The following is a 19,467-nucleotide window of genomic DNA, read 5'->3' on the forward strand; positions in this document are numbered from 1 at the left end:
CTCTGCGCTTACTGACCCAGGGTCAGGACCTTCTGCATCATCTGCTTGGCGGTATTCATCATTTCCGCATTGCTCTGGAACGAACGGCTGGCGGAGATCATGTCGGCCATCTCCTCCACCACGTTGACGTTGGGGTAGTACACATAACCGTCCTTGTCGGCGGCCGGATGGTTCGGCTCGTAGCGCGGCACCAGCGGGCTCTGGTCCTCGACCACGCCAAGCACCTGCACACCCGAGCCGGCCTGATCGGTCTCGCCGAACAGCGAACCCTGGTCGCTGCCACCCTGGGCGTTCTGCAGCATGGTGGAGAACACCGGGTGACGGGCGCGGTAGGTCTTGTCGATGCTCGACGAGACGCTCTCGGCGTTGGCGATGTTCGAGGCGGTGGTGTTCAGACGGGTGGTCTGGGCACTCATGCCGGTACCGGCGATGTTGAAGACACTGGCGAGCGACATGGCGATTACTCCCCGCGCAGGGCGTTCATCAGCCCTTTGAACTTGCTGTTGAGGAAGGTGAACGAGGCCTGGAACTGCACGGAGTTCTCCGCGTAGTTGGCCTGCTCGATCTGCTCATCGACGGTGTTCTGGTCGACCGACGGCTGGTTCGGGATGCGGTACTTCACCGACTCATCGCCCATGCCGAAGCCGTCAGCGGCAATGTGATGCGCATTGGTCAGGGTGGCGCTGAAGGTGCCGTTCTTCATCTTGTCCGACTGGGCCGCCAGCACCGAGGCGAAATCCAGGTCACGCGCCTTGTAATTGGGCGTGTCGGCGTTGGCCAGGTTGTTGGCCAGCACTTCAGCGCGCTGGGAGCGGAAGCTCAGTGCTTGCTGGTGGATGCCGAGGGCTTTGTCGAAACTGATGCTCATGGTCACGAACCTGTTTGCCGGTGTGGGCTTGCCAACACTTCAGCAAGGTGCGTGCCATATTTGTATTTCCTTGATAATCAAGGGCTTGAACGGATAGCGGCAGCGGCAAGAGGCGGCAAACAGCGGCAAAGCGGCAATCGGTTTCCTTGCCGCCGGAGGCAAGACGGCAAGCTTGCCGCTACGCATTGCCGCGCTCCTCGGCCGTTGCCGATGCAGCGCTCGGCCAGCTCACGAACCAGAGGGAGACTTCATCCTTGTCGACGGATAGCGGGCATGGCCCGCTCCTGCAAGGGAGACGGTGCCTCCCTGCCGACAAACGCGCTCGCAGGATGGCATGGAGCGCAGCGCCCCCATCGATTCCGAGGCACCGACAGCCTGGGTATCGCAAGCACCCCCATCCTACGGCCGTGCTCTGCCGCGAATTCGACGTACGCAGACATGCAGATCGCGGACAGAGTCCGCGATCAGGTGAATGCAGTAGCAAGAACCCCGCCCGAACAGGCGGGGCTGCGGCCGATCACTTGGCCTTGTAGATGATCCCCGGGCTGCACTGGACCATCTGGTAGTGGTCCGGCAGCGCGTTGAGCGCTTCGGAGGCGCCGAGGAACAGATAGCCACCCGGCTTGAGCGTGGCATGGATGCGCAGCAGGATGTCGCGCTTCACCTCGGCCGAGAAATAGATCAGCACGTTGCGGCAGAACACCATGTCGAACTTGCCCAGCGTGGCGTAGCTGTCCAGCAGGTTCAGCGCGCGGAACTCCACGCGGCTCTTGATCGGCGGCTTCACCGTCCAGCGACCCGGCGTCTTCTGATCGAAGTAGCGCGCCAGGCGCTCCTGCGACAGGCCGCGGCCGATGGCCAGGCTGTCGTACTCACCGGCCTTGCAGGCCGTGAGCATGGAGCCGGACAGGTCGGTGGCGACGATCTGCACGCCCGCCTTCAGCTGGCCGAGGTTGGTACGCTCGAACTCGTCGATGGCCATCGACAGCGAATAGGGCTCCTGCCCGGAGGAGCAGGCCGCCGACCAGATGCGCAGGCGCTGGCCGGGCGACGCCTTGATCATCTCCGGCAGCACGCGATTCTTCAGTACCTCGAAGGGGTAGGTATCGCGAAACCACAGGGTCTCGTTGGTGGTCATCGCGTCGACCACCTGCTCGCGCAGCTGGCTGCGGACCTGGATCTTCTGCACCAGCTCGCCCAGGGACTTGATGCCCTGCTGCTCCATCAACTTGTTCAAGCGGCTGGAGACCAGGTACTGCTTGTTGGCGCCCAGGAGGATGCCGCAGGTCTTCTCCAGGAAATCCCGGAACAGCTCGAATTCAGAATTGGTGGATGTCACAGATACGCCTCTTTGCTCGTGGACGGCTGCCGGCGTTACGACGGCAGCTGCCTGACCGGTGCTCAAAAAAACCATAGACGATGCGGGCGGCACCGGCGCCACCCGCATCTCGTCGCGCCGGATCAGGCCGTCGCGCCATCCACTGCCTTGATGCGGTCCGACACGCGGGCCGCCAGGTCATCGGGACGGAACTTGGCGAGGAAGTCGTCAGCGCCGACCTTCTTCACCATGGCCTGGTTGAACACCCCGGACAGCGAAGTATGCAGGAGAATGTGCAGATCCTGCATGCGCGGGTCGTGACGGATTTCCGCCGTGAGCGTGTAGCCATCCATCTCCGGCATCTCGATATCCGAGATCACCATCAGCAGATCGCTGCCCGGATGCCCACCGGCTTCCACCATCTGGCGCAGGTAATCCAGCGCCTGGCGGCCATCGTTGAGCGCCAGCACTTCCACGCCGACGGTTTCCAGGCAACGCACCAGTTGCTTGCGCGCCACCGAAGAGTCATCCACCACCAGCACACGCTTGCTGACCGCGCGGGCCTGGGTGTCGGCATCCAGCACGCCTTCGGAAATGTCCTCCGAGGTCGGCGCCACTTCGGCGAGGATCTTCTCCACGTCGATGATTTCCACCAACTGGTTGTCCACCCGCGTCACTGCCGTCAGGTAGTGATCGCGACCGGTTCCCTTGGGTGGCGGATGGATCGACTCCCAGTTCATGTTGACGATGCGCTCCACCGAGTGCACCAGGAAGCCCTGCACCTTGGTGTTGTACTCGGTGATGATCACGAAGCTGTTGCTGATGTCCCGCAGGGCGTGACGCCCCGTGGCCAGCGCCAGATCAAGGATCGGAATGGTGCCGCCACGGATGTTCGCCACCCCGCGGACCACCTGGCTGGATTTGGGCATCACGGTCAGGCGGGGGCACTGCAGCACCTCCTTCACCTTGAACACGTTGATCCCGTAAAGCTGGCTGCCGTTCAAGCGGAACAGCAGCAGTTCGAGACGATTCTGGCCAACCAGCTGCGTACGCTGGTTGACCGAATCCATGACTCCGGCCATTGAGCCTCCTGTGCACGCAACGCCGCCCGACTCACGAAGGCGGCATGACCATTGCTTGGATCGTTGCATGAAACACGCAACGACATTTTTCCGACAGCTGAGAACCGCGCGCGCCCTGGTGGCTGCGCTGCTCGGCATGACGGGTGCGCTGACCCTCTCCCCGGCTGGGGCGGAAGGCTTCACCGCGCCTGAGATACTTATCGGCTCCACCCAGGGCTTTCTTGAGTTCAAGGTGGAAGATTATCTGCAGACTTCCGGCATAGACGCACGCTACGAGATCGAAGTCGCCCGCATCGATCCCCGTCTGCGCCTGGCGCAGTGCGACAAGGACCTGACGCAGAAGCTGGAAAGCCCGGCGCAGCCCGTTGGTCGGGTTACCGTGCGAGTCATCTGCGAAGGCAGTTCGCCCTGGACGGTGTTCGTGCCGGCGACGGTCAAACTGTACCGTCAAGTTGTCGTCACCACCCTGCCCCTGCAGCGCAACCACATTATCGAGCCGGGCGACATCAGCGTGGTCGAACGCGATGTCGGCCAGTTGAGCCAGGGCTACCTGACCGACGCCAACCAGGTGGTCGGCATGAAGCTCAAGCGCCCGACGGTGAACGACCAGGTACTGGCGCCGGTCTTCCTTGAACAGGCAGCGGCCGTGCGCAAGGGCGACCAGGTGGTGATTCGTGCCAGGACCAGTGCGATCAACGTGTTCATGCCGGGCGAAGCGCTGTCCGACGGGGTCACCGGGGAGCAGATCCGCGTGCGCAACCTGCGTTCCCAGCGTATCGTCAGGGCTCGCGTCATCGAGCCAGGAACGGTGGAAGTCAGCCTGTAGGGCTCTGCTTCCGGCTTTTTCTGGCATGATGGGCGCAGCCCTCTGCAAAATGTGCTCGGGCGCACGAAAATTCGGCCTAAAGTTTCTCTCAGGACGGCCGAAAAGCTTGGCAAGCGTCCAATACCTCCAGAGGTTTCCACCATGGTCATCGACTTCAACCGGCTGAACCCGGCCTCTACGACAGCCAACACTGGCCGTAGCAGTGCTGCCCAGAGCGGTCGCAGCGAAGCCGCCGCAGAGAATGCCTCCGTCAACGCCCCGGCCAAGAGCGGCGAGTCGGTACAGCTGAGCGATACCGCGCAGCAACTACAGAAAGTAAGCGATCAACTGAAGGACCAGCCCGTGGTCGACAACGAGAAAGTGGCTCGCATCAAGGCGGCCATCGCTGACGGCAGCTACCAGGTCGACAGCCAGAAAGTCGCCAGCAAGCTGCTCGATTTCGAATCCCAGCGCTGAGTTCGCTCAGCGCCGGGTCAACCGCTAGTACGCCGAGCCCAAGATGTCTGAAGCCCTGCTTTCCCTGATCAACGGCGACATCGAAGCAGCCAGCAACCTGCTGCAGCTGATCGACGACGAGTACCAGGCGCTGCAAGCGCGCGACCTGGACCAGCTGCAGAAGCTGCTCGACAGCAAACTGCCGCTGCTGCAACAGCTCGAGCAGAACGGCCGTATTCGTACCCAGGTGCTGCAACAGGCCGGGGTCAGCGTTGATCGCGAGGGGCTCGCACAAATCGCCCAGGCCACCGGCAATGTCGCCCTCACCGCGCGAGCAGAAGCGCTCGGCGCACTGCTCGAACGCTGCCAGGAAGCCAATCAGCGCAACGGCCGCGTCATCCGCTCCGGCCAGGCCAGCACCGAGCGCACGCTCGATATCCTGCGCGGCCAGGACACCCCACGTCTCTACGATCGCTACGGCGGCTCCACCCAGAGCAGTCGCCAGCGCCCGCTCAGCCAGGCCTGACCGCCGACAGTCAGTGCTGGTCTGGCCGCCTGCCGTAGGGCAAAATGCCATCACCCGCCCTGCCCCGTGCAAGACTCATAACAAACACAATGGAGACCCGCGGACCGTGTCGAATCTGTTCGCCGAGGAAAATGGCCCTCAACCACCGAAGGTGTTGAAAGCTCCGGTGGAGATCCACGCCAGCCTGAAAACGCTGATGGACAGTCACGATCCCCTGGTGGTCACCTTCGAAGGGCGCAGCCAGCGCTTCCAGAGCTTCGTTGTCGAGGTCAACCGCGAACGCAACATCGTCGCCCTCGACGAGCTGATTCCCAACGACGGCGAGCGCTTCCTGCAGAACGGCGAACAATTCCGTATCGAAGCCTTCCACGAAGGCGTACGCATCGCCTGGGAAAACACCCAGAACGCCTTCTTCTCCGAGATCGACGGCGCCCGCTGCTACTGGCTGCCGGTACCGGCCGAGATGCTCTACCACCAGCGCCGCAACGCCTTCCGCGCGCCCGTCGGCCAGGGCCAGCCGGTGCCCGTGGAGATCGGCGGCAGCAAGCTGAAGTCGCCGCTCAAGGGCAACCTGATCGACATCTCCGCCACCGGCTGCAAGATTCGCCTGGAAGGCAACGCGGCCGAGCGCCTGCAACCCGGCCAGGTCTACGAAGAATTCACCGCGCGCCTGCCCTTTGGCGCCCTGACCATGGAAGTCGAACTGCGCCACGTGCATTTCGAAGAGAAGGTCGGCTACAGCTTCGCCGGCATGCGCTTCCACCAGATGAGCGGCCTCGCACAGCGCAACATCGAGCGCTTCGTCTACCAGCTGCAACGCGAAGCCCGGCGCTTCGAGAAGGACGAACTGTTCTAGTTCGCCTGGGGCGGCAAGCACTTGCCGCCCGTCCCTTGCCACCTCATGCGGGCCGGCTTTCTTCCTCTGCTTCCGTTTCCGCTTCGGGTACCGACGCGCTGGTGTCATTGCCCTTCATCTGCTCTTCCACGGCCGCTTCGTCAACCCGCGGGTCGAGGGCAGCGGACAGCGGCGAAGACGCGAGGCTGTCCGGCGTGGCGACGTGCTTGACCGGAGCCTCGTCGACCCGGTGCACACCACTGACCTTCTCCGGCTGCACGCGCCAGATGAGGATCAGCGAGCAGGCGCAGACGAAGGCGTAGAGCATGTTGGCGCCGAACAGCTTCATCAGTGCGCCGGCTGCCAGCGGGCCGATACAGGCGCCGACACCGAAGGTCACCAGCAGCATGGCGGTGAGGGAGACGCGGCGCTCGCCCTCGACGTGGTCGTTGGAGAACGCCACCGCCAGCGGATACAGGGTGAACTGCACCAGGCAGACCAGGAACCCCATTGGCAGCAGCAACGCCAGGCTCAGCGGCGGCACCGGCAGCAGTGGCAGCGCCGCCAGCGGCAAGGCCACCACCAGCAGCAGGATGGCGGCGTTGCGGATCAGCACAGCGCGGTCAATGCGGTCCGACAGCCAGCCCAGCGGCCACTGCACCACCAGTCCGGCAAAGATGCAGCCGCCCATGAACAGGCCGATTTCCTCGGTGCTCAGGCCCTGGTCCACCGCATAGAGCGGCGCCAGGCCGTAGAACGAACCGACCACCAGCCCGGACACCAGCACCGTGGTCAGCGACTGCGGTACCCGCTGGATAAAGAAGCGCGGCTCCAGCGGCGCCGGGCGCAACGGTGCGGGGTGGACCTTGTGGGTGATCGCCACCGGAATCAGCGACATTGCGAAGCACAGCGCGATCAGCATCGGCAGTTCCGGCCCCAGCCCCGGGTGCACCACCAGCACCAGTTGGCCGAGTACCAGTCCCAGGTACGAAGCGACCATGTAGCCGGCGAACACCAATCCGCGCTGACGCGCCTCGGCCTGCTCGTTCAGCCAGCTCTCGATGACCATGTACTGGCACATCATCCCCAGGCCGATGGCGACCCGCAGCACCAGCCAGAAGCCGATCCACGGCAGCAGGCCGATGCCCAGCACCGCAGCGGTCACCAACCCGCCACAGGCGACGTAGGCGCGGATATGGCCGACGCGGGCGATCAGCCGGTGGCCGATCTTGCCGCCCAAGACCAGACCGAGGTAATAGGCGGCCATCATGGCGCCGATCCACAGCCCATCGACCTTCTCCGCGCCCAGGCGCAGCGCGAGATAGGTACTGAGCAGACCGGAACCGGTCAGGAGCATGACGGCGGCGAAGTACAGAGCGCGGAAGGCAGTGACGATCCGAAGCATTGGACCTCCTGGTCCAGGACAACCCCGGCACAACGTCCGGGCAGCGGAAAGCGGGACTTGCGCTCACACCTTAGAGCTTGCCAATCGGCGCGTCGAGAGGGCTGCCGGGCCTGGAACAGAGCGGGTCGCGAGGCCCGTCGGAGGACACTTTTACGGATGTCGGCGGGATGAACGAGGATGACAGGAAGATCCCCTGGAAATAGCCGCCGATCACAGCTGCATCAGACTTTCGCCGCAGCTGTGTCGGCGGGCACGCGCGTCAGGCTCCCAGCATCAGGCCTGGGCAGCGAGGACGCGGCGCTCCCACGGCGTGATTTCGTCGAAGAAGCTGGTCAGCTCCATGGACTTGGTCGCGCAGTAGCCGTCGATGAATTCATTGCCGAACACCTCGCGGGCCAGTTCGCTGCGTTTCAGGCGCTGCATCGCGTCGTACATCGTGCAGGGCAGCCGCAACTCATCAGGAACCTCGAACTCGCCCTGGATCGGCGCGGTGGGCTCGAGCGCCTGCTCGATGCCGTGCAGACCGGCCGCCAGGCTCGCGGCAATGGCCAGGTAGGGGTTGGCATCGGCGCCGGCCAGGCGATTCTCAACGCGTCGCGCCACCGGTGCGCTGGCCGGAATGCGCAGGCCGGCGGCACGGTTGTCGTGGGACCAGCAGGCATTGTTCGGCGACGCGTACGGGTGGCACAGGCGCTGGAACGAGTTCACGTTCGGCGCGAACAGCAGGGTGAAATCCGCCAGGCAGGCCTGCTGGCCGCCGATGAAATGACGAAACGCCGGCGTGGCCTCGCCCTGGGCATCGGTGAAGATGTTGCGGCCTTCGCCATCGACGACGCTCTGGTGGATGTGCATCGAACTGCCCGGCGTGTGCGCCAGCGGCTTGGCCATGCACACCACGATCAGTCCGTGCTTGAGCGCCACTTCCTTGAGCAGGTGCTTGAACAGGAAGGTCTGGTCGGCCAGCAGCACCGGGTCGCCATGCAGGAAGTTGATCTCGAACTGGGTGGTGCCCATCTCGTGCATGAAGGTGTCGCGTTCCAGCCCTACCGCGTCCATGCAGCGGTAGACATCCTGGAAGAACGGACGCAAGCCGTTGTTGGAGGACACGCTGAACGCCGAGTGGCCGATCTCGCGGCGGCCATCGAGGCCGAGCGGCGCCAGGAAGGCTTCATTGGCGTCAGGGTTGGGGGCGAAGACGAAGAACTCCAGCTCCGTTGCCACCACCGGGCTCCAGCCGCGTTCGGCGTAGCGCGCGACGACCTGCTTGAGCAGGCCGCGGGTGGACAGGCCGGAGGGCTTGCCGCCGAGCTCCACCGCGTCGCAGATGGCGAAGGCGCGGGGTTCGTCGCTCCAGGGCAGGCGATGGATCTGGGTCGGCTCGGCGACCAGGGCGAGGTCGCCGTCATCGCTGCCGTAATACTTCGCCGGCGGGTAGCCGCCCATGATGCATTGCAGAAGGACGCCGCGCGCCAGCTGCAACCGGCGCCCGGTGAGGAAACCTTCGCCGGTCATCACCTTGCCACGCGGCACCCCGTTGAGGTCGGGGGTGACGCACTCGATCTCTTCCACTCCAGCCAGGCGTTCGGCGAGCGGGATGCCTAGATCGCTACTCATGACTTCTTATCCTTGTTCTTCTTGTCCTGGTAACAGGACGCCGCGCGAGGTGCGCGAGCCCGTACAAAATACGCACCACGCGTTCGATATTTCAAGCGGGGCCAGCAGGAAACGCGGAAGCTCCCTGTAGGTGCGCGCCATACGCGCGACCGCGGGCATGGCCCGCTCCTAGAGGGGAATTCGGCGTTGTTTGGTACGCGAGCAAGGACCAGGCGTCCCCCTCGGTCCTACGAAGAGCAACGTCACTCCAGCTCTGGCTCTGGCTCTGGCTCTGGCTCTGACGAGACTTCCAGAGAGACATCCGCACGCACCGAATGCCCCGTTCAGGAGGCCTCGTTGAATTGGAGTTTCAGGGGGTGAGCGACATGGATGTCGCGAGAGCTGCGATGCGCCAGGGACGGCCCTTCGCAGCGTGCCCCTGAAACTTCGCTTCAACGAGGGAATTTTTCGCCTAGGTGAAAAACCGGATGTCCGGGGCGAGACCTTTGCCCACTTTGGGTGGAGCGGCCATCCGTCGTTTGCCAAAGTGGGTCGCCCGAGGGGGCGAAACAGTCAGTCCGCGCGCACGCCAAAGCGACGCTGGAACACCCAAGCCAACACAGTAGACCAACAACACCAGAGCAAAAGAAAGCGCCGGCCCTGCCGGCGAATCGCGGGCAGGGCCGGCTCCTACAGGGGCCTCGATGCCAAAGAGAACGCCGCTCAAGGGAGCGGCGTCTTCACTGCATCACCCCAGGTCAGAACAGGTGGGTGAACAGCCAGTACAGCGACGCAGACAGCACGATGGCCGCCGGCAGGGTCAGCACCCAGGCCATCAGCAGGTTGCGGATGGTGCGCATCTGCAGACCCGAACCGTTGGCTGCCATGGTGCCGGCGACGCCGGACGACAGCACGTGGGTCGTCGACACCGGCAAACCGTACATGTCCGCGGCACCGATGGTCATCATCGCCACCAGCTCCGCCGACGCGCCCTGGGCGTAGGTCAGGTGGGTCTTGCCGATCTTTTCGCCGACCGTCACCACGATGCGCTTCCAGCCGACCATGGTGCCGAGGCCGAGGGCGATGGCCACGGCGACCTTCACCCACAGCGGGATGAAGCGGGTCGACTCGTCGATCTTGCCCTTGAACGCGGCCAGCTTGCCGGTGGTATCCGCGTCGAAATTGCCGACCTTGTCCTTGTCCATCAGGCGGATCGCCTCGCTGGTCAGGTACATGTCGTTACGCACGTTGCCCATGGCTTCGGCCGGCACGCGGGCCAGGCTGCCGTAGCCCTTCACTTCCGCGCCGATGGCGCCGGTCAGCGCCGCCAGGGCCGGAACCAGCTCCGGCTTGGCTTCCTTGGTGCGCACGTACTCCGACAGCACCGCTCGCGGGTCGGCCGGCGCCGGCTGCGGCGCGGCGCGGACCAGCGCCTGCTGGGTAACTTCGGCGATGGCGACGAACTGCACGGTCTGGTCTGCCGGCATGGTGCGGTTCAGCGCATAGGCCATCGGCAGGGTGCCGACCAGGATCAGCATGATCAGGCCCATGCCCTTCTGCCCGTCGTTGGAACCGTGGGCGAAGGACACGCCGGTGCAGGTGAGGATCAACAGGCCGCGAATCCACCACGGCGGCGGCGTCTTGCCCTTGGGCGCCTTGTACAGCGCGCGGTTCCTCACCAGCAGTCGCAGCGCCAGCAGCAGGAGCGCGGCGCAGACGAAGCCGATCAACGGCGACAGCAGCAGCGAGTAACCGACCTTGGTCGCCTGCGCCCAGTCCACGCCGCTGGTGCCGTCGCGGCCGTGCATCAATGCGTTGGCCACCCCCACGCCGATGATCGAGCCGATCAGGGTGTGCGAGGACGACGCCGGCAGGCCCAGCCACCAGGTGCCGAGGTTCCACAGGATGGCGGCGATCAGCAGGGCGAAGACCATGGCGAAGCCGGCCGAGGAACCGACCTGCAGGATCAGCTCCACCGGCAGCAGGGCGATGATGCCGAAGGCCACCGCGCCGCTGGAGAGCAGCACGCCGAGAAAGTTGAAGCAGCCCGACCAGACCACCGCGAAGTGCGGCGGCAGCGAGTGGGTATAGATGACAGTGGCCACCGCGTTGGCGGTGTCGTGGAAGCCGTTGACGAACTCGAAGCCCAGGGCGATGAACAGGGCAACGCCGAGCAGCAGGAACGGTGTCCAGGTGGTCACCGCGGCGGTGACGTCATCGACGTCGCGCACCAGGCTCCAGGCCGAGAACAACAGGCCGACGGCGAGCACGGCAAAGAAGATGAAGGCGGTCATGCGGCCGGGCTTGTGTTCCAGGTGGGGCCGGTCTTCGACGACGGGAAGGTCGCCGGCGGCCAGGGTATCGGTGGTCATGCTGGGAGTCCGCGTGGTGGGATGTCCCGGTCATGATCGGCAGGGAATGTTACAAGTTATGTCTCTACGCAGAGTCGAACAGTGTAGGAGCGAGCGTGCCCGCGAACCGACTGGCACCAGGGAGCGAGTGCTGGTTCGCGGGCAAGCTCGCTGCCACGTCAAGCGTTGCGCAACGAGCCTCAATAAACCTCCGGCACGACGATTTCGCGCGGCGTCGGCGTGCGTGCGTAATCCTCGTGGCGCTGGCGCTGCGGCAGGATCACCGTCGGGTGCTCCACATCCTCGTAGGGAATCAGGTTCAGCAGGTGGCTGATGCAGTTCAGTCGCGCGCGCTTCTTGTCGTCGGCCTGCACCACCCACCAGGGCGCCTCGGGGATGTGGGTGCGCTCGAGCATGATTTCCTTGGCCTTGGTGTAGGCCTCCCAGCGCCGCCGCGACTCCAGGTCCATCGGGCTGAGCTTCCACTGCTTGAGCGGGTCGTGGATGCGGCTGAGGAAACGCAGGTGCTGCTCGTCGTCGGAGATCGAGAACCAGTACTTGATCAGCTGGATGCCCGAGCGCGCCAGCATCCGCTCGAACTCCGGCACGCTGCGGAAGAACTCCTCGTACTGGTCGTCCGAACAGAAGCCCATCACCCGCTCGACCCCGGCGCGGTTGTACCAGCTGCGGTCGAACAGGACGATCTCCCCCGCCGCCGGCAGATGCGAGACGTAGCGCTGGAAGTACCACTGGGTCTGCTCGCGGTCGTTCGGCGCGGGCAGCGCGGCGACCCGGCAGACGCGCGGATTGAGGCGCTGGGTGATGCGCTTGATCACCCCGCCCTTGCCCGCCGCATCGCGGCCCTCGAAGAGAATCACCACCTTGTGGCCGGTCTTCACCACCCAGCTCTGCAGCTTCACCAGCTCGCCCTGCAAGCGGAACAGCTCGCTGAAGTAGCGCCGGCGCGCGAGCTTTTCCTCGTCGACATCGGCGTGCTCGTCGAACAGTTCATCGAGGTTACGCACGTCCTCCAGCAGCTCCAGCTCCAGCTCTTCGTCGCTGTGGTCGAGCAGTTCGCGATGGATGCGGCGGATCACGGATTCTTGGGTCAGGGGCATGTCGGCGGCCTACACGTCGGGGCTTTGCCGCCAGACTAGGTGTGCTCGGTGTCAGGCTGGTGACAGCGTTCGGTAGAGCTGTAGGAGCGAGCTTGCTCGCGAACGGTGCTCCCCGGTGACTCGGAGTTGAGCGGTTCGCGAGCAAGGACTAGGCGTCCCCCTCGGTCCTACGAAAAGCACGCCTGCCGTATATGCAGGCGTTAGCGCTCGCGCAACTCCATCATCTTCAGCTCCGGATCGGCCTTGATCTGCTCGTCGGTGAACGGCAGCTCCGGCCACTGCTGCCGGGCGAACAGCTCGGTCTGGTCACGGTGATGCGGCGAGCCGGGTTCGCTGGACTGCGAGAACGCCAGTAATCCGCGCGCCTTCGGTCCACCAGCGGTGAAGTCCACCAGCTGGATATAGCTGCTGCCGCTGAGCACGCGGTAATGGTCGCCCTGCCACTCGGACGTGATGGCGTTGTACACGCCCTCGTTGCCTGCGCCGCCAGGGATGCCCAGCGGGTTGGCGACATCGCCGGTCAGTTGCAGCTCGCCCCAGGTCTCGTCCGCGCGGATCTTGCGGCCGTCGATCTCCTGCGCCGCCGCCACCAGCGCCTGCTGTGCCTGCTGGCGCACATCCGGCTTGTCCAGCGCGATGCCCGACGGCGTGGCCAGCGGCAGCTTGGAATCGAAAGGCAGGCGCCAGCCGCCGTCGATCTTCAGGAAGCGCGTAACGAAGGCCTGGAAGTAGGCGAAGCCGGGGTTGCTGTCGAGGTTGACGTGGCGATCCCACGAACCCAGCGCGGCGCAGGCTGCCTCGGTGCCCGCCGGAGCCGGCTTGCACAGTTGCAGCAGGTCGTCGAGGAGCATGTCGGCCACATAGACGCGGTTGTCGGTGACCATCTTCTGCAGGTCGTCCGGGCCGATCTTGCCGTCGCCCTTCAAACGCTCCAGGGCGAAGCGCGCGCGGGCGCTGACCGGCACCGAATCGCGGCTCACCAGCGGTGAAAACCCGGTCAGCGGCTGCGCCGGGTTGCTCAGCCACGCGCTGTCGTTGGAGTTCTGCACGAAGTCCTGGCGCTCGAGCGCCGGCATCTGTTCCGGCGGCGTCAACCCGGCATGGCGGGTGCCTGGCGCGCTCGACCAGTTGCAGGCGCGGCGCCCGCCCTGCAGCACCGGCAGGCCCTGCTGCTGGTACTCGGCAATGGCACAGTCGGTCAGTTGCTGCGGGCTCAGGTGCGGCACCACCGACTGGTTCAGGTAGAGCACCGTACCCTCGGCGCTGGTCGCCAGGGTGTTGACCCAGGGGATGCCCTGCACGTGCTCGATGCTGTCGCGCAGTTCGTCGAGGCTGCGGGCGTGATCGATGGCGTACCACTGCTGAAGGACACGGTCATTGCCCAGGTTGGCGTCGCGCACGGCAAAGGCTTCGCTGGCATTCCAGGGCAGCTTGCCCGGCACGCTGAGCAGCGGGCCGTACTCGGACTCGTACAACGTATGGCTGCGCGAACCCACGCGGCCATTGGGCTCCAGCACGCGAACGCGCAGGGTGATTTCCTTCAGCGGCCGCGACTGGCCGTCGACGCGATAGCTGTGCGGGTCCTGCGGATCGAGGTCGAGGCGGTACAGGGTGAAGTGGCTGGAGGTATCCACCGTGTGGCTCCAGGCCAGGTCCTTGCTGAAGCCGATGTTCACCAGCGGCATGCCCGGCAGGGCGGCGCCCATCACGTCGAGCTGGCCGGGAATGGTCAGGTGCAGCTGGTAGAAGCGCAGCGCGCCGAACCAGGGAAAATGCGGATTGGCCAGCAGCAGGCCGTTGCTGTCCGAAGAACGCTCGCGCCCCACGGCGACGGCGTTGCTGCCGTGGTCGCGGTGGAAATTCTCGCGGCGGTCCATCGCCGCCAGTACCTCGCCGTCGCTGACGACGGAGGAGGTTGCCTGCCCCGGCGGCGTGGCCGCCATCATCGCCTCGGCGAACTGCCCGGCGCCGGCCTGCACCAGCAGGCGACGGGTCAGGCGCAACAGGTCGTCGGCCTCCAGCGGACGCAGCCAGGCCTTGCCTGCGCACTGCGTGCCGGCGGCCTGGGTGTCCCACAACCAGCGGTTGTAACCGGCCGCGTAGCCATCGAGCAGGTCGCGGATCGGCTGCGGCTGGGCACTGCGCATGCGTCGCAGGGATTCGTTGTCGTTGAGCCAGGTATAGAAGAAGTCCGAAGGCAGGTTGCCGATGCCGGCGGAGGTCCTGCCGTCGACGCCAAAGTAGCGCGAGCGTTCGCCCCGCGCGGTGAGGACTTCCTCGGCCAGCAGGCAGGCGTTGTCGCGGGCATAGGCGTAGCCGATGCCATAGCCCAGGCCCAGTTCGTCCCTGGCCTGGATATGCGGGATGCCATAGCGGGTCCAGCGGATCTGCGCTTCGAGTTCGGCGCCATGGGCCAGCGCAGGCAGTCCGGCAGCCATCAGGCTGCCGGCCACGGCGGCCAGTCGGAAGGTCTTGCTCATTGATTCCCTCAATGCTCGGATGACGGCCGGATGCCCGGCCAGTGGCACGCGGCCGCGCCGCTCGCGCGGTGCCGGTGCGAGGAGTGGATGGCGGTTCACGGCCGCCAATGCAGTGCGCTGAAGGTCATCGCGCCGCGCCTTCCGAGGCACGCGCGCAGGCAGGTTGCTGAGGACATGGTTTCTCCTTTTCTTGTTGGACGCCTCGCGAAAAAAGGCGACGCGCCTCTTGAGGGCAACGGATGGGAAGCGTGCGAAATTAGCCCGTGAGCGATGGCAATCAGCCACACCGGAAGGCTCTATCTCGCGTCTTTCACCCGTGCCAGAGGCGTCGCGGGCGGTTCGACTTCAGTGCGCCGGGAGGGTTCCGGACTGACGTTTCCAACGCCCGGGCGACTGCCCCGTCCAACGCTGGAACGCGCGGGAGAAACTTGCCGCCTCGGCATAGCCCAGGCACTGGGCTATGCCGTGCAGGTCCATCCGCGATTCACGCAGCAGGCGCTCGGCGAGACGCTGCTTGATGCCATCGTTGAGCCCCTGCAGGCTCTGCCCCTCCTCCGCCAGACGCCGTTGCAGCGTGCGCTCGGAAAGGCCCATGCGTTCGGCTACTGCCGACGCGCCGAGCAGACTGGCGGAGTCGCGCAGCAGCAGTTGCTGCACCTGCCGCGCGGTGGGTGAAGTCGCCAGGGTCAGCGCCAGTTCGCCACAGAGGCGTTCGCAGAGTGCCTCACCGCTGTCGCGCGCGCTGATCTGCGCCTGCGGTAACGGCGCGAGCAGGTCCTCCTGGGCGAAGAGCATGGCGTTGCGTGGCGCCGCGAACACCGGCTCGATGCCGAAGGTCTCGCGGAACGCGCGGGTATCGCCCGGCGCCGGACAGCGCAGGTCGATGGCCAGGGGTTGCAGCGGCCGTTGCAGCAGTTCGCCGGACAGCTGCCAGCATCCGGCAATGCCGCGCTCCACCACGAAGGCGCGGGCATCCTCGGGCAGCACACGGTCGTCGTACACCAGCCACAGCCCACGCGCATCCACCTCGCTGCTTACCGGGCAGAGCGTCAGCGCCAGGCTCTGGAAACGCCCGAAGGTCTCGAAGGCTTCCTGCAACGTGCGGCTGGCGAGCATGGTGAAACCGAGCAAGCCCAGCGAGGTGAGGTGATAGCGCCGTCCGGTGATCAGTCCCAGCCCTGGCCTGCCAGTGTGCTGCAACAGGTTGCGGATCACCGCCAGTTCCTGCCAGGCCTGGATGCGCCCGGCGCGCGCCTGCAGGTCGGCCGGTGAGATCGCGCTGCCCACCAGGCACTCGTCCGCGCCAAGTCCCTCTTCACGGGCACTGTCGAGCAGGTAACGCACTCCGGTGATCTCGCGGGTCTGACGCCAGTCCATCGCGGACTCCTGTGGCGGGAAAGTACGACATGGCGGAGAACATCAATTTTTGGCGGAGTTGATCATGGAAGAAAGCGCCAGCGCTGACCATGCTTCAGGTGCCAATAACACACACAAGAGGCGTCCCCATGTTCGAGTTCTTCTACGCACTGCCGAGCCAGAACCGCGCGGCCGACTACCGTCACTTCCGCATCGTCCCCGCCACCGGCGCGATCGGCGCGGACGTCAGCGACGTCAACCTGACCACGCTGGACGACGCCGGCTACTCCGAGCTGCGCCAGGCGCTGCTGGCGCACAAGGTGCTGTTCATCCGCGGGCAGAACCTGAGCGTAGAAAACCTCGAAGCCGTGACCCTGCGCTTTGGCGAGTTCGGCCGCGAGCCCTATGTCGTCGGCATGGACGATCACCCGCATGTGGTGCGGGTGGTGAAGGAAGCCAACGAGAAGACCCCGGTGGTATTCGGCGGCGCCTGGCACAGCGACTGGTCCTTCCAGGAGCGCCCGCCGGCCTTCACCCTGCTCTACGGCCACGACATCCCGCCGTTTGGCGGCGACACCCTCTACGCCAACCTGGCGCTGGCCTACGAATGGCTGTCGCCGAAACTGCGCGCGCAACTGGAGACCCTCGACGCCATCCACAGCCCCGAACGCGCCTATGGCGCCGAGGCCAAGCACAACGACCTGATGGAAAACATGGCGGTGCGCTATGGCAGCCATGAGGGCGAAGTGCGCTCGCATCCGCTGGTGATCCGGCACCCGGAGACCGGCAAGAAGATCCTCTACATCAATCCGGCGTACACCAGCGGCATCAAGGGCATGCGTCCGGCCGAATCGCAGCCGCTGCTGGATTACCTGTTCAGCATCGCCACGCAGCCGGCGTTCACCTGCCGCATGCGCTGGAGCGCCGGTACCCTGGCGATCTGGGACAATCGCAGTACCTGGCATTATCCAGTGTCGGACTACCACGGCATGCGGCGGGAGATGTATCGCACGACCGTCGTCGGCGAAGTGCCGAGCCGCTAGCCCGACGCGCCGTGATCCCGCGCCACCCTGCAGGTGCGGGCATGGTCCGCTCCTGCAGGGTGCTCCGCCGGCGGTTACAACGCCGCGCCAAACCGCTGCGCATGCTCGCGCAGCATCCCCCGCAGCAACTGGGCCGCCGGCGACAGGTAGGCGCCCTCCCGCACCGCCAGACCGATGGTCCGCGTCAATGTCGTCTCGGCCAGCTCCACCTCGCGCAGCTGGTCCATGCCGTGGCCGCCGGCCAGCGCCTCGCGGGCGATGAAGCTGAGCAAACGAGTTCGGGCAATCAGGTTGGGCAACATGGGAATCGCGTTGGTCTCGATCTGCACCTGCGGCATGGGTAGCTGGTGGGCCTGGAAGGTGGAGTCCATCCAGCGCCGCGACGACACCCCGGTGGCCGGCAACACCCAGCGATAGCGGCACAGGTCGGCCATGGCGACCGGGCCGTCGAAGATCGGATGGTCGCGACTGGCGACCACCACCACCTGGTCCTGCAACAGCGGCTCGCTGCTCAGCTGCGGGTCGTCGACGATCCGCGAGCAGATCGCCATGTCCAGCCGACCGCTGCGCAATGCTTCGCGCAGTACGTCGTCCTGGCCCAGCACCAGGCTCATGGTGACGTCCGGTGCGCGCGCCAGCAGGTCCTCGGTCAGGCGCGGCAACAGGTATTCGGCCATGGTCGCGGCGCAGCCGAGGCGGATATTGCCCACCACGCCGCTGGCGAAATCGCGCACCTCGCGGCGGGTTTCCTCGATGTCCTGACGCAACTGCCGCGCACGCTGCAGCATCAGTTCGCCGGCCGGTGTCAGGCGAATACGTCGGCCGTCGCGCTGGAACAACCGCGCACCGAGGGATTCCTCCAGGCGCTGGATGCTCTTGGTCAGCGCCGGCTGGCTTCGCCCCAGGCGCTCGGCGGCGCGGCCCAGGTGACCGAGCTCGGCGATGGTTTCGAAGTAGGCGAGATCACGCAGGTCCATGGCGGCCAACCGATAAATTCCAGGAATGGATTCATGACTATTAGAAAATAGACTTGATCGATTCGGCTACCGATAATTCTCCCGTCTTCCCCGCCCGGAGCCGTCCGTGTCCAGCCGTCCTGCCCTGTCCGTCGCCCGCATCCCCGTCAGTCTGCAATGGCTGGTCCTGGTGCTCGGAGCCGGAGGCGCCGGGCAACTGCTGACCTGGCTCGGCATTCCCGCCGCGCTGTTCCTCGGGCCCATGCTGGTGGGTATCGCCTTCGGCGTCAGCGGTGCGGAAATCCGCCTGCCGCGCAGCGCCTTCCGCCTGAGCCAGGGCTGCATCGGCCTGCTGGTCGCCCACGCCATGAGCTGGTCGGTGCTGCAGGCGATGGTCGCCTCCTGGCCGCTGATGCTCAGCGCCACCGTACTCACCGTGCTGCTCTCGGCCGTGGTCAGCTACGCCATGGTGCGCTTCGGCGGCATCCCCGGCAGCACCGCCGCCTGGGGCACCGCACCGGGCGGCGCGGCGGCCATGGTGTCGATGGCCGAAGCCAACGGCGCCGACCCGCGCGTGGTCGCCACCATGCAATACGTGCGGGTGGTCTGCGTGGTCATGGCCGGCGCCCTGGTCGGTCGCCTGCTGGGCATCGAAGGGGGAGGCTCAACGGCGCACAGCACGCCGATCATCGACACTGCCACCCTGCCCGACTTGATCAACTGCCTGCTGTTGATCTTCGTCTGCACCACCGCCGGCGCGAAGTTACCGGCCGGTCCGCTGCTGGTGCCGCTGGTGGCGGGCGCCGTGCTGCACCTCACCGGCGTGCTGCACATCACCTTGCCGCACTGGTTGCTGGCCACCGCGTATGGCGTGATCGGCTGCTACATCGGCCTGCGCTTCGACCGCGAAAGCCTGGCCTACGTTGGCCGGCACCTGCCGGCCATGATCGTCAGCGCACTGGGGCTGATCGCCAGCTGCGCGCTGTTCGCCTGGGCGCTGGCCGCCATCACCGGGATGGACTTCCTCTCCCTCTACCTCGCCACCAGCCCCGGCGGACTGGATGCCATGGCGATCATCGCGGTGGACACCCACTCCGACGTCGGCCTGGTGCTGGCAATGCAGACGCTGCGATTGTTCGTGGTGCTGTTCACCGGCGTCTCGGTCGCTCGCACGGTGATCCGCCTGAGCCGCGCCTGATGCTGCTTCTGCCAAGAACGCGGCATCTGAGTCTTGAACTGCTCCCCGCCGCACCTCTAAGGTCGTCGCTCTTTCAC

18 protein-coding genes are annotated in these 19,467 nt (G+C 65.6%); 6 read left to right on the forward strand and 12 right to left on the reverse strand.

The annotated features are described in order from the left end of the window. Positions 1 to 8: 8 nt before the first annotated feature. The 5 genes from flgC to AC1ZV1_RS21645 form a co-directional block, all read right to left on the reverse strand. Positions 9 to 455: a flagellar basal body rod protein FlgC gene (gene flgC, locus AC1ZV1_RS21625; RefSeq protein WP_484293551.1), complete on the reverse strand. Its 447-nt coding sequence runs from the start codon at positions 453 to 455 to the stop codon at positions 9 to 11. Positions 456 to 460: 5 nt separating this feature from the next. Further along, the gene (gene flgB / locus AC1ZV1_RS21630) at positions 461 to 868 is read right to left on the reverse strand and encodes a flagellar basal body rod protein FlgB (RefSeq protein ID WP_484293552.1); all 408 of its coding nucleotides are present in this window, start codon (positions 866 to 868) and stop codon (positions 461 to 463) included. Between the two features lie 39 nt (positions 869 to 907). After that, entirely contained in the window at positions 908 to 1,054 is a 147-nt protein-coding gene (locus AC1ZV1_RS21635) for a hypothetical protein (RefSeq protein WP_484293553.1), read from the reverse strand. A 331-nt stretch (positions 1,055 to 1,385) separates the two neighbouring features. Further along, entirely contained in the window at positions 1,386 to 2,207 is an 822-nt protein-coding gene (gene cheR, locus AC1ZV1_RS21640; RefSeq protein ID WP_448682179.1) for a protein-glutamate O-methyltransferase CheR, read from the reverse strand. Between the two features lie 122 nt (positions 2,208 to 2,329). Further along, positions 2,330 to 3,268 carry a chemotaxis protein CheV gene (locus tag AC1ZV1_RS21645; RefSeq protein WP_484293554.1) on the reverse strand — a complete coding sequence of 313 codons (939 nt, stop codon included), beginning with the start codon at positions 3,266 to 3,268 and terminating at the stop codon, positions 2,330 to 2,332. 136 nt (positions 3,269 to 3,404) lie between these two features. Between AC1ZV1_RS21645 and flgA the strand changes: the two genes are divergently transcribed. From flgA to AC1ZV1_RS21665, 4 genes are all read left to right on the forward strand, one after another. Continuing rightward, positions 3,405 to 4,094 carry a flagellar basal body P-ring formation chaperone FlgA gene (gene flgA, locus AC1ZV1_RS21650; protein WP_484297599.1) on the forward strand — a complete coding sequence of 230 codons (690 nt, stop codon included), beginning with the start codon at positions 3,405 to 3,407 and terminating at the stop codon, positions 4,092 to 4,094. A 141-nt stretch (positions 4,095 to 4,235) separates the two neighbouring features. Then, entirely contained in the window at positions 4,236 to 4,550 is a 315-nt protein-coding gene (flgM, locus tag AC1ZV1_RS21655) for a flagellar biosynthesis anti-sigma factor FlgM (RefSeq protein ID WP_484293555.1), read from the forward strand. A gap of 43 nt (positions 4,551 to 4,593) precedes the next feature. Then, a complete protein-coding gene (locus AC1ZV1_RS21660; protein ID WP_484293556.1) occupies positions 4,594 to 5,055 on the forward strand; it encodes a flagella synthesis protein FlgN in 462 nt (153 codons plus the stop codon). Between the two features lie 106 nt (positions 5,056 to 5,161). Next, a complete protein-coding gene (locus tag AC1ZV1_RS21665) occupies positions 5,162 to 5,911 on the forward strand; it encodes a flagellar brake protein (protein WP_484293557.1) in 750 nt (249 codons plus the stop codon). Positions 5,912 to 5,954: 43 nt separating this feature from the next. Here AC1ZV1_RS21665 and AC1ZV1_RS21670 read toward each other — a convergent pair whose 3' ends face one another. From AC1ZV1_RS21670 to AC1ZV1_RS21695, 6 genes are all read right to left on the reverse strand, one after another. Further along, on the reverse strand, positions 5,955 to 7,295 hold the full coding sequence (locus AC1ZV1_RS21670; protein WP_484293558.1) for an MFS transporter: 1,341 nt from the start codon (positions 7,293 to 7,295) through the stop codon (positions 5,955 to 5,957). A gap of 273 nt (positions 7,296 to 7,568) precedes the next feature. After that, the gene (locus AC1ZV1_RS21675) at positions 7,569 to 8,807 is read right to left on the reverse strand and encodes a glutamine synthetase family protein (protein WP_484297600.1); all 1,239 of its coding nucleotides are present in this window, start codon (positions 8,805 to 8,807) and stop codon (positions 7,569 to 7,571) included. An 839-nt stretch (positions 8,808 to 9,646) separates the two neighbouring features. Continuing rightward, positions 9,647 to 11,260, reverse strand: a complete 1,614-nt coding sequence (locus AC1ZV1_RS21680) for an inorganic phosphate transporter (RefSeq protein WP_484293559.1) — start codon at positions 11,258 to 11,260, stop codon at positions 9,647 to 9,649. Positions 11,261 to 11,439: 179 nt separating this feature from the next. Then, a complete protein-coding gene (ppk2, locus tag AC1ZV1_RS21685; RefSeq protein ID WP_484293560.1) occupies positions 11,440 to 12,357 on the reverse strand; it encodes a polyphosphate kinase 2 in 918 nt (305 codons plus the stop codon). A 200-nt stretch (positions 12,358 to 12,557) separates the two neighbouring features. Next, positions 12,558 to 14,837 (reverse strand): bifunctional acylase PvdQ, encoded by a 2,280-nt coding sequence (pvdQ, locus tag AC1ZV1_RS21690; protein WP_484293561.1) that lies wholly within the window; start codon positions 14,835 to 14,837, stop codon positions 12,558 to 12,560. 345 nt (positions 14,838 to 15,182) lie between these two features. Continuing rightward, positions 15,183 to 16,214, reverse strand: coding sequence for an AraC family transcriptional regulator (locus tag AC1ZV1_RS21695; RefSeq protein ID WP_484293562.1), 1,032 nt, complete (start codon positions 16,212 to 16,214; stop codon positions 15,183 to 15,185). A 128-nt stretch (positions 16,215 to 16,342) separates the two neighbouring features. Between AC1ZV1_RS21695 and AC1ZV1_RS21700 the strand changes: the two genes are divergently transcribed. Continuing rightward, the gene (locus AC1ZV1_RS21700) at positions 16,343 to 17,236 is read left to right on the forward strand and encodes a TauD/TfdA dioxygenase family protein (RefSeq protein WP_484293563.1); all 894 of its coding nucleotides are present in this window, start codon (positions 16,343 to 16,345) and stop codon (positions 17,234 to 17,236) included. Between the two features lie 74 nt (positions 17,237 to 17,310). Here AC1ZV1_RS21700 and AC1ZV1_RS21705 read toward each other — a convergent pair whose 3' ends face one another. Further along, positions 17,311 to 18,213, reverse strand: a complete 903-nt coding sequence (locus AC1ZV1_RS21705) for a LysR family transcriptional regulator (protein ID WP_484293564.1) — start codon at positions 18,211 to 18,213, stop codon at positions 17,311 to 17,313. 106 nt (positions 18,214 to 18,319) lie between these two features. Here AC1ZV1_RS21705 and AC1ZV1_RS21710 point away from each other — a divergent pair, with 106 nt between their 5' ends. Next, positions 18,320 to 19,390, forward strand: coding sequence for an AbrB family transcriptional regulator (locus AC1ZV1_RS21710; protein ID WP_484293565.1), 1,071 nt, complete (start codon positions 18,320 to 18,322; stop codon positions 19,388 to 19,390). Positions 19,391 to 19,467 lie beyond the last annotated feature (77 nt).

The sequence above is a fragment of the Pseudomonas sp. BB438 genome (genome assembly GCF_057180225.1).

Excerpts from the sequence above, each read along its gene's own strand:
- flgB (WP_484293552.1), bottom strand. The coding sequence starts at position 868 with ATGAGCATCAGTTTCGACAAAGCCCTCGGCATCCACCAGCAAGCACTG.
- ppk2 (WP_484293560.1), bottom strand. The coding sequence starts at position 12,357 with ATGCCCCTGACCCAAGAATCCGTGATCCGCCGCATCCATCGCGAACTG.
- AC1ZV1_RS21695 (WP_484293562.1), bottom strand. The coding sequence starts at position 16,214 with ATGGACTGGCGTCAGACCCGCGAGATCACCGGAGTGCGTTACCTGCTC.
- AC1ZV1_RS21700 (WP_484293563.1), top strand. The coding sequence starts at position 16,343 with ATGTTCGAGTTCTTCTACGCACTGCCGAGCCAGAACCGCGCGGCCGAC.
- AC1ZV1_RS21705 (WP_484293564.1), bottom strand. The coding sequence starts at position 18,213 with ATGGACCTGCGTGATCTCGCCTACTTCGAAACCATCGCCGAGCTCGGT.
- AC1ZV1_RS21670 (WP_484293558.1), bottom strand. The coding sequence starts at position 7,295 with ATGCTTCGGATCGTCACTGCCTTCCGCGCTCTGTACTTCGCCGCCGTC.
- AC1ZV1_RS21675 (WP_484297600.1), bottom strand. The coding sequence starts at position 8,807 with ATGACCGGCGAAGGTTTCCTCACCGGGCGCCGGTTGCAGCTGGCGCGC.
- AC1ZV1_RS21660 (WP_484293556.1), top strand. The coding sequence starts at position 4,594 with ATGTCTGAAGCCCTGCTTTCCCTGATCAACGGCGACATCGAAGCAGCC.
- flgC (WP_484293551.1), bottom strand. The coding sequence starts at position 455 with ATGTCGCTCGCCAGTGTCTTCAACATCGCCGGTACCGGCATGAGTGCC.
- AC1ZV1_RS21635 (WP_484293553.1), bottom strand. The coding sequence starts at position 1,054 with ATGCGTAGCGGCAAGCTTGCCGTCTTGCCTCCGGCGGCAAGGAAACCG.
- flgM (WP_484293555.1), top strand. The coding sequence starts at position 4,236 with ATGGTCATCGACTTCAACCGGCTGAACCCGGCCTCTACGACAGCCAAC.
- flgA (WP_484297599.1), top strand. The coding sequence starts at position 3,405 with ATGACGGGTGCGCTGACCCTCTCCCCGGCTGGGGCGGAAGGCTTCACC.
- AC1ZV1_RS21680 (WP_484293559.1), bottom strand. The coding sequence starts at position 11,260 with ATGACCACCGATACCCTGGCCGCCGGCGACCTTCCCGTCGTCGAAGAC.
- pvdQ (WP_484293561.1), bottom strand. The coding sequence starts at position 14,837 with ATGAGCAAGACCTTCCGACTGGCCGCCGTGGCCGGCAGCCTGATGGCT.
- AC1ZV1_RS21645 (WP_484293554.1), bottom strand. The coding sequence starts at position 3,268 with ATGGCCGGAGTCATGGATTCGGTCAACCAGCGTACGCAGCTGGTTGGC.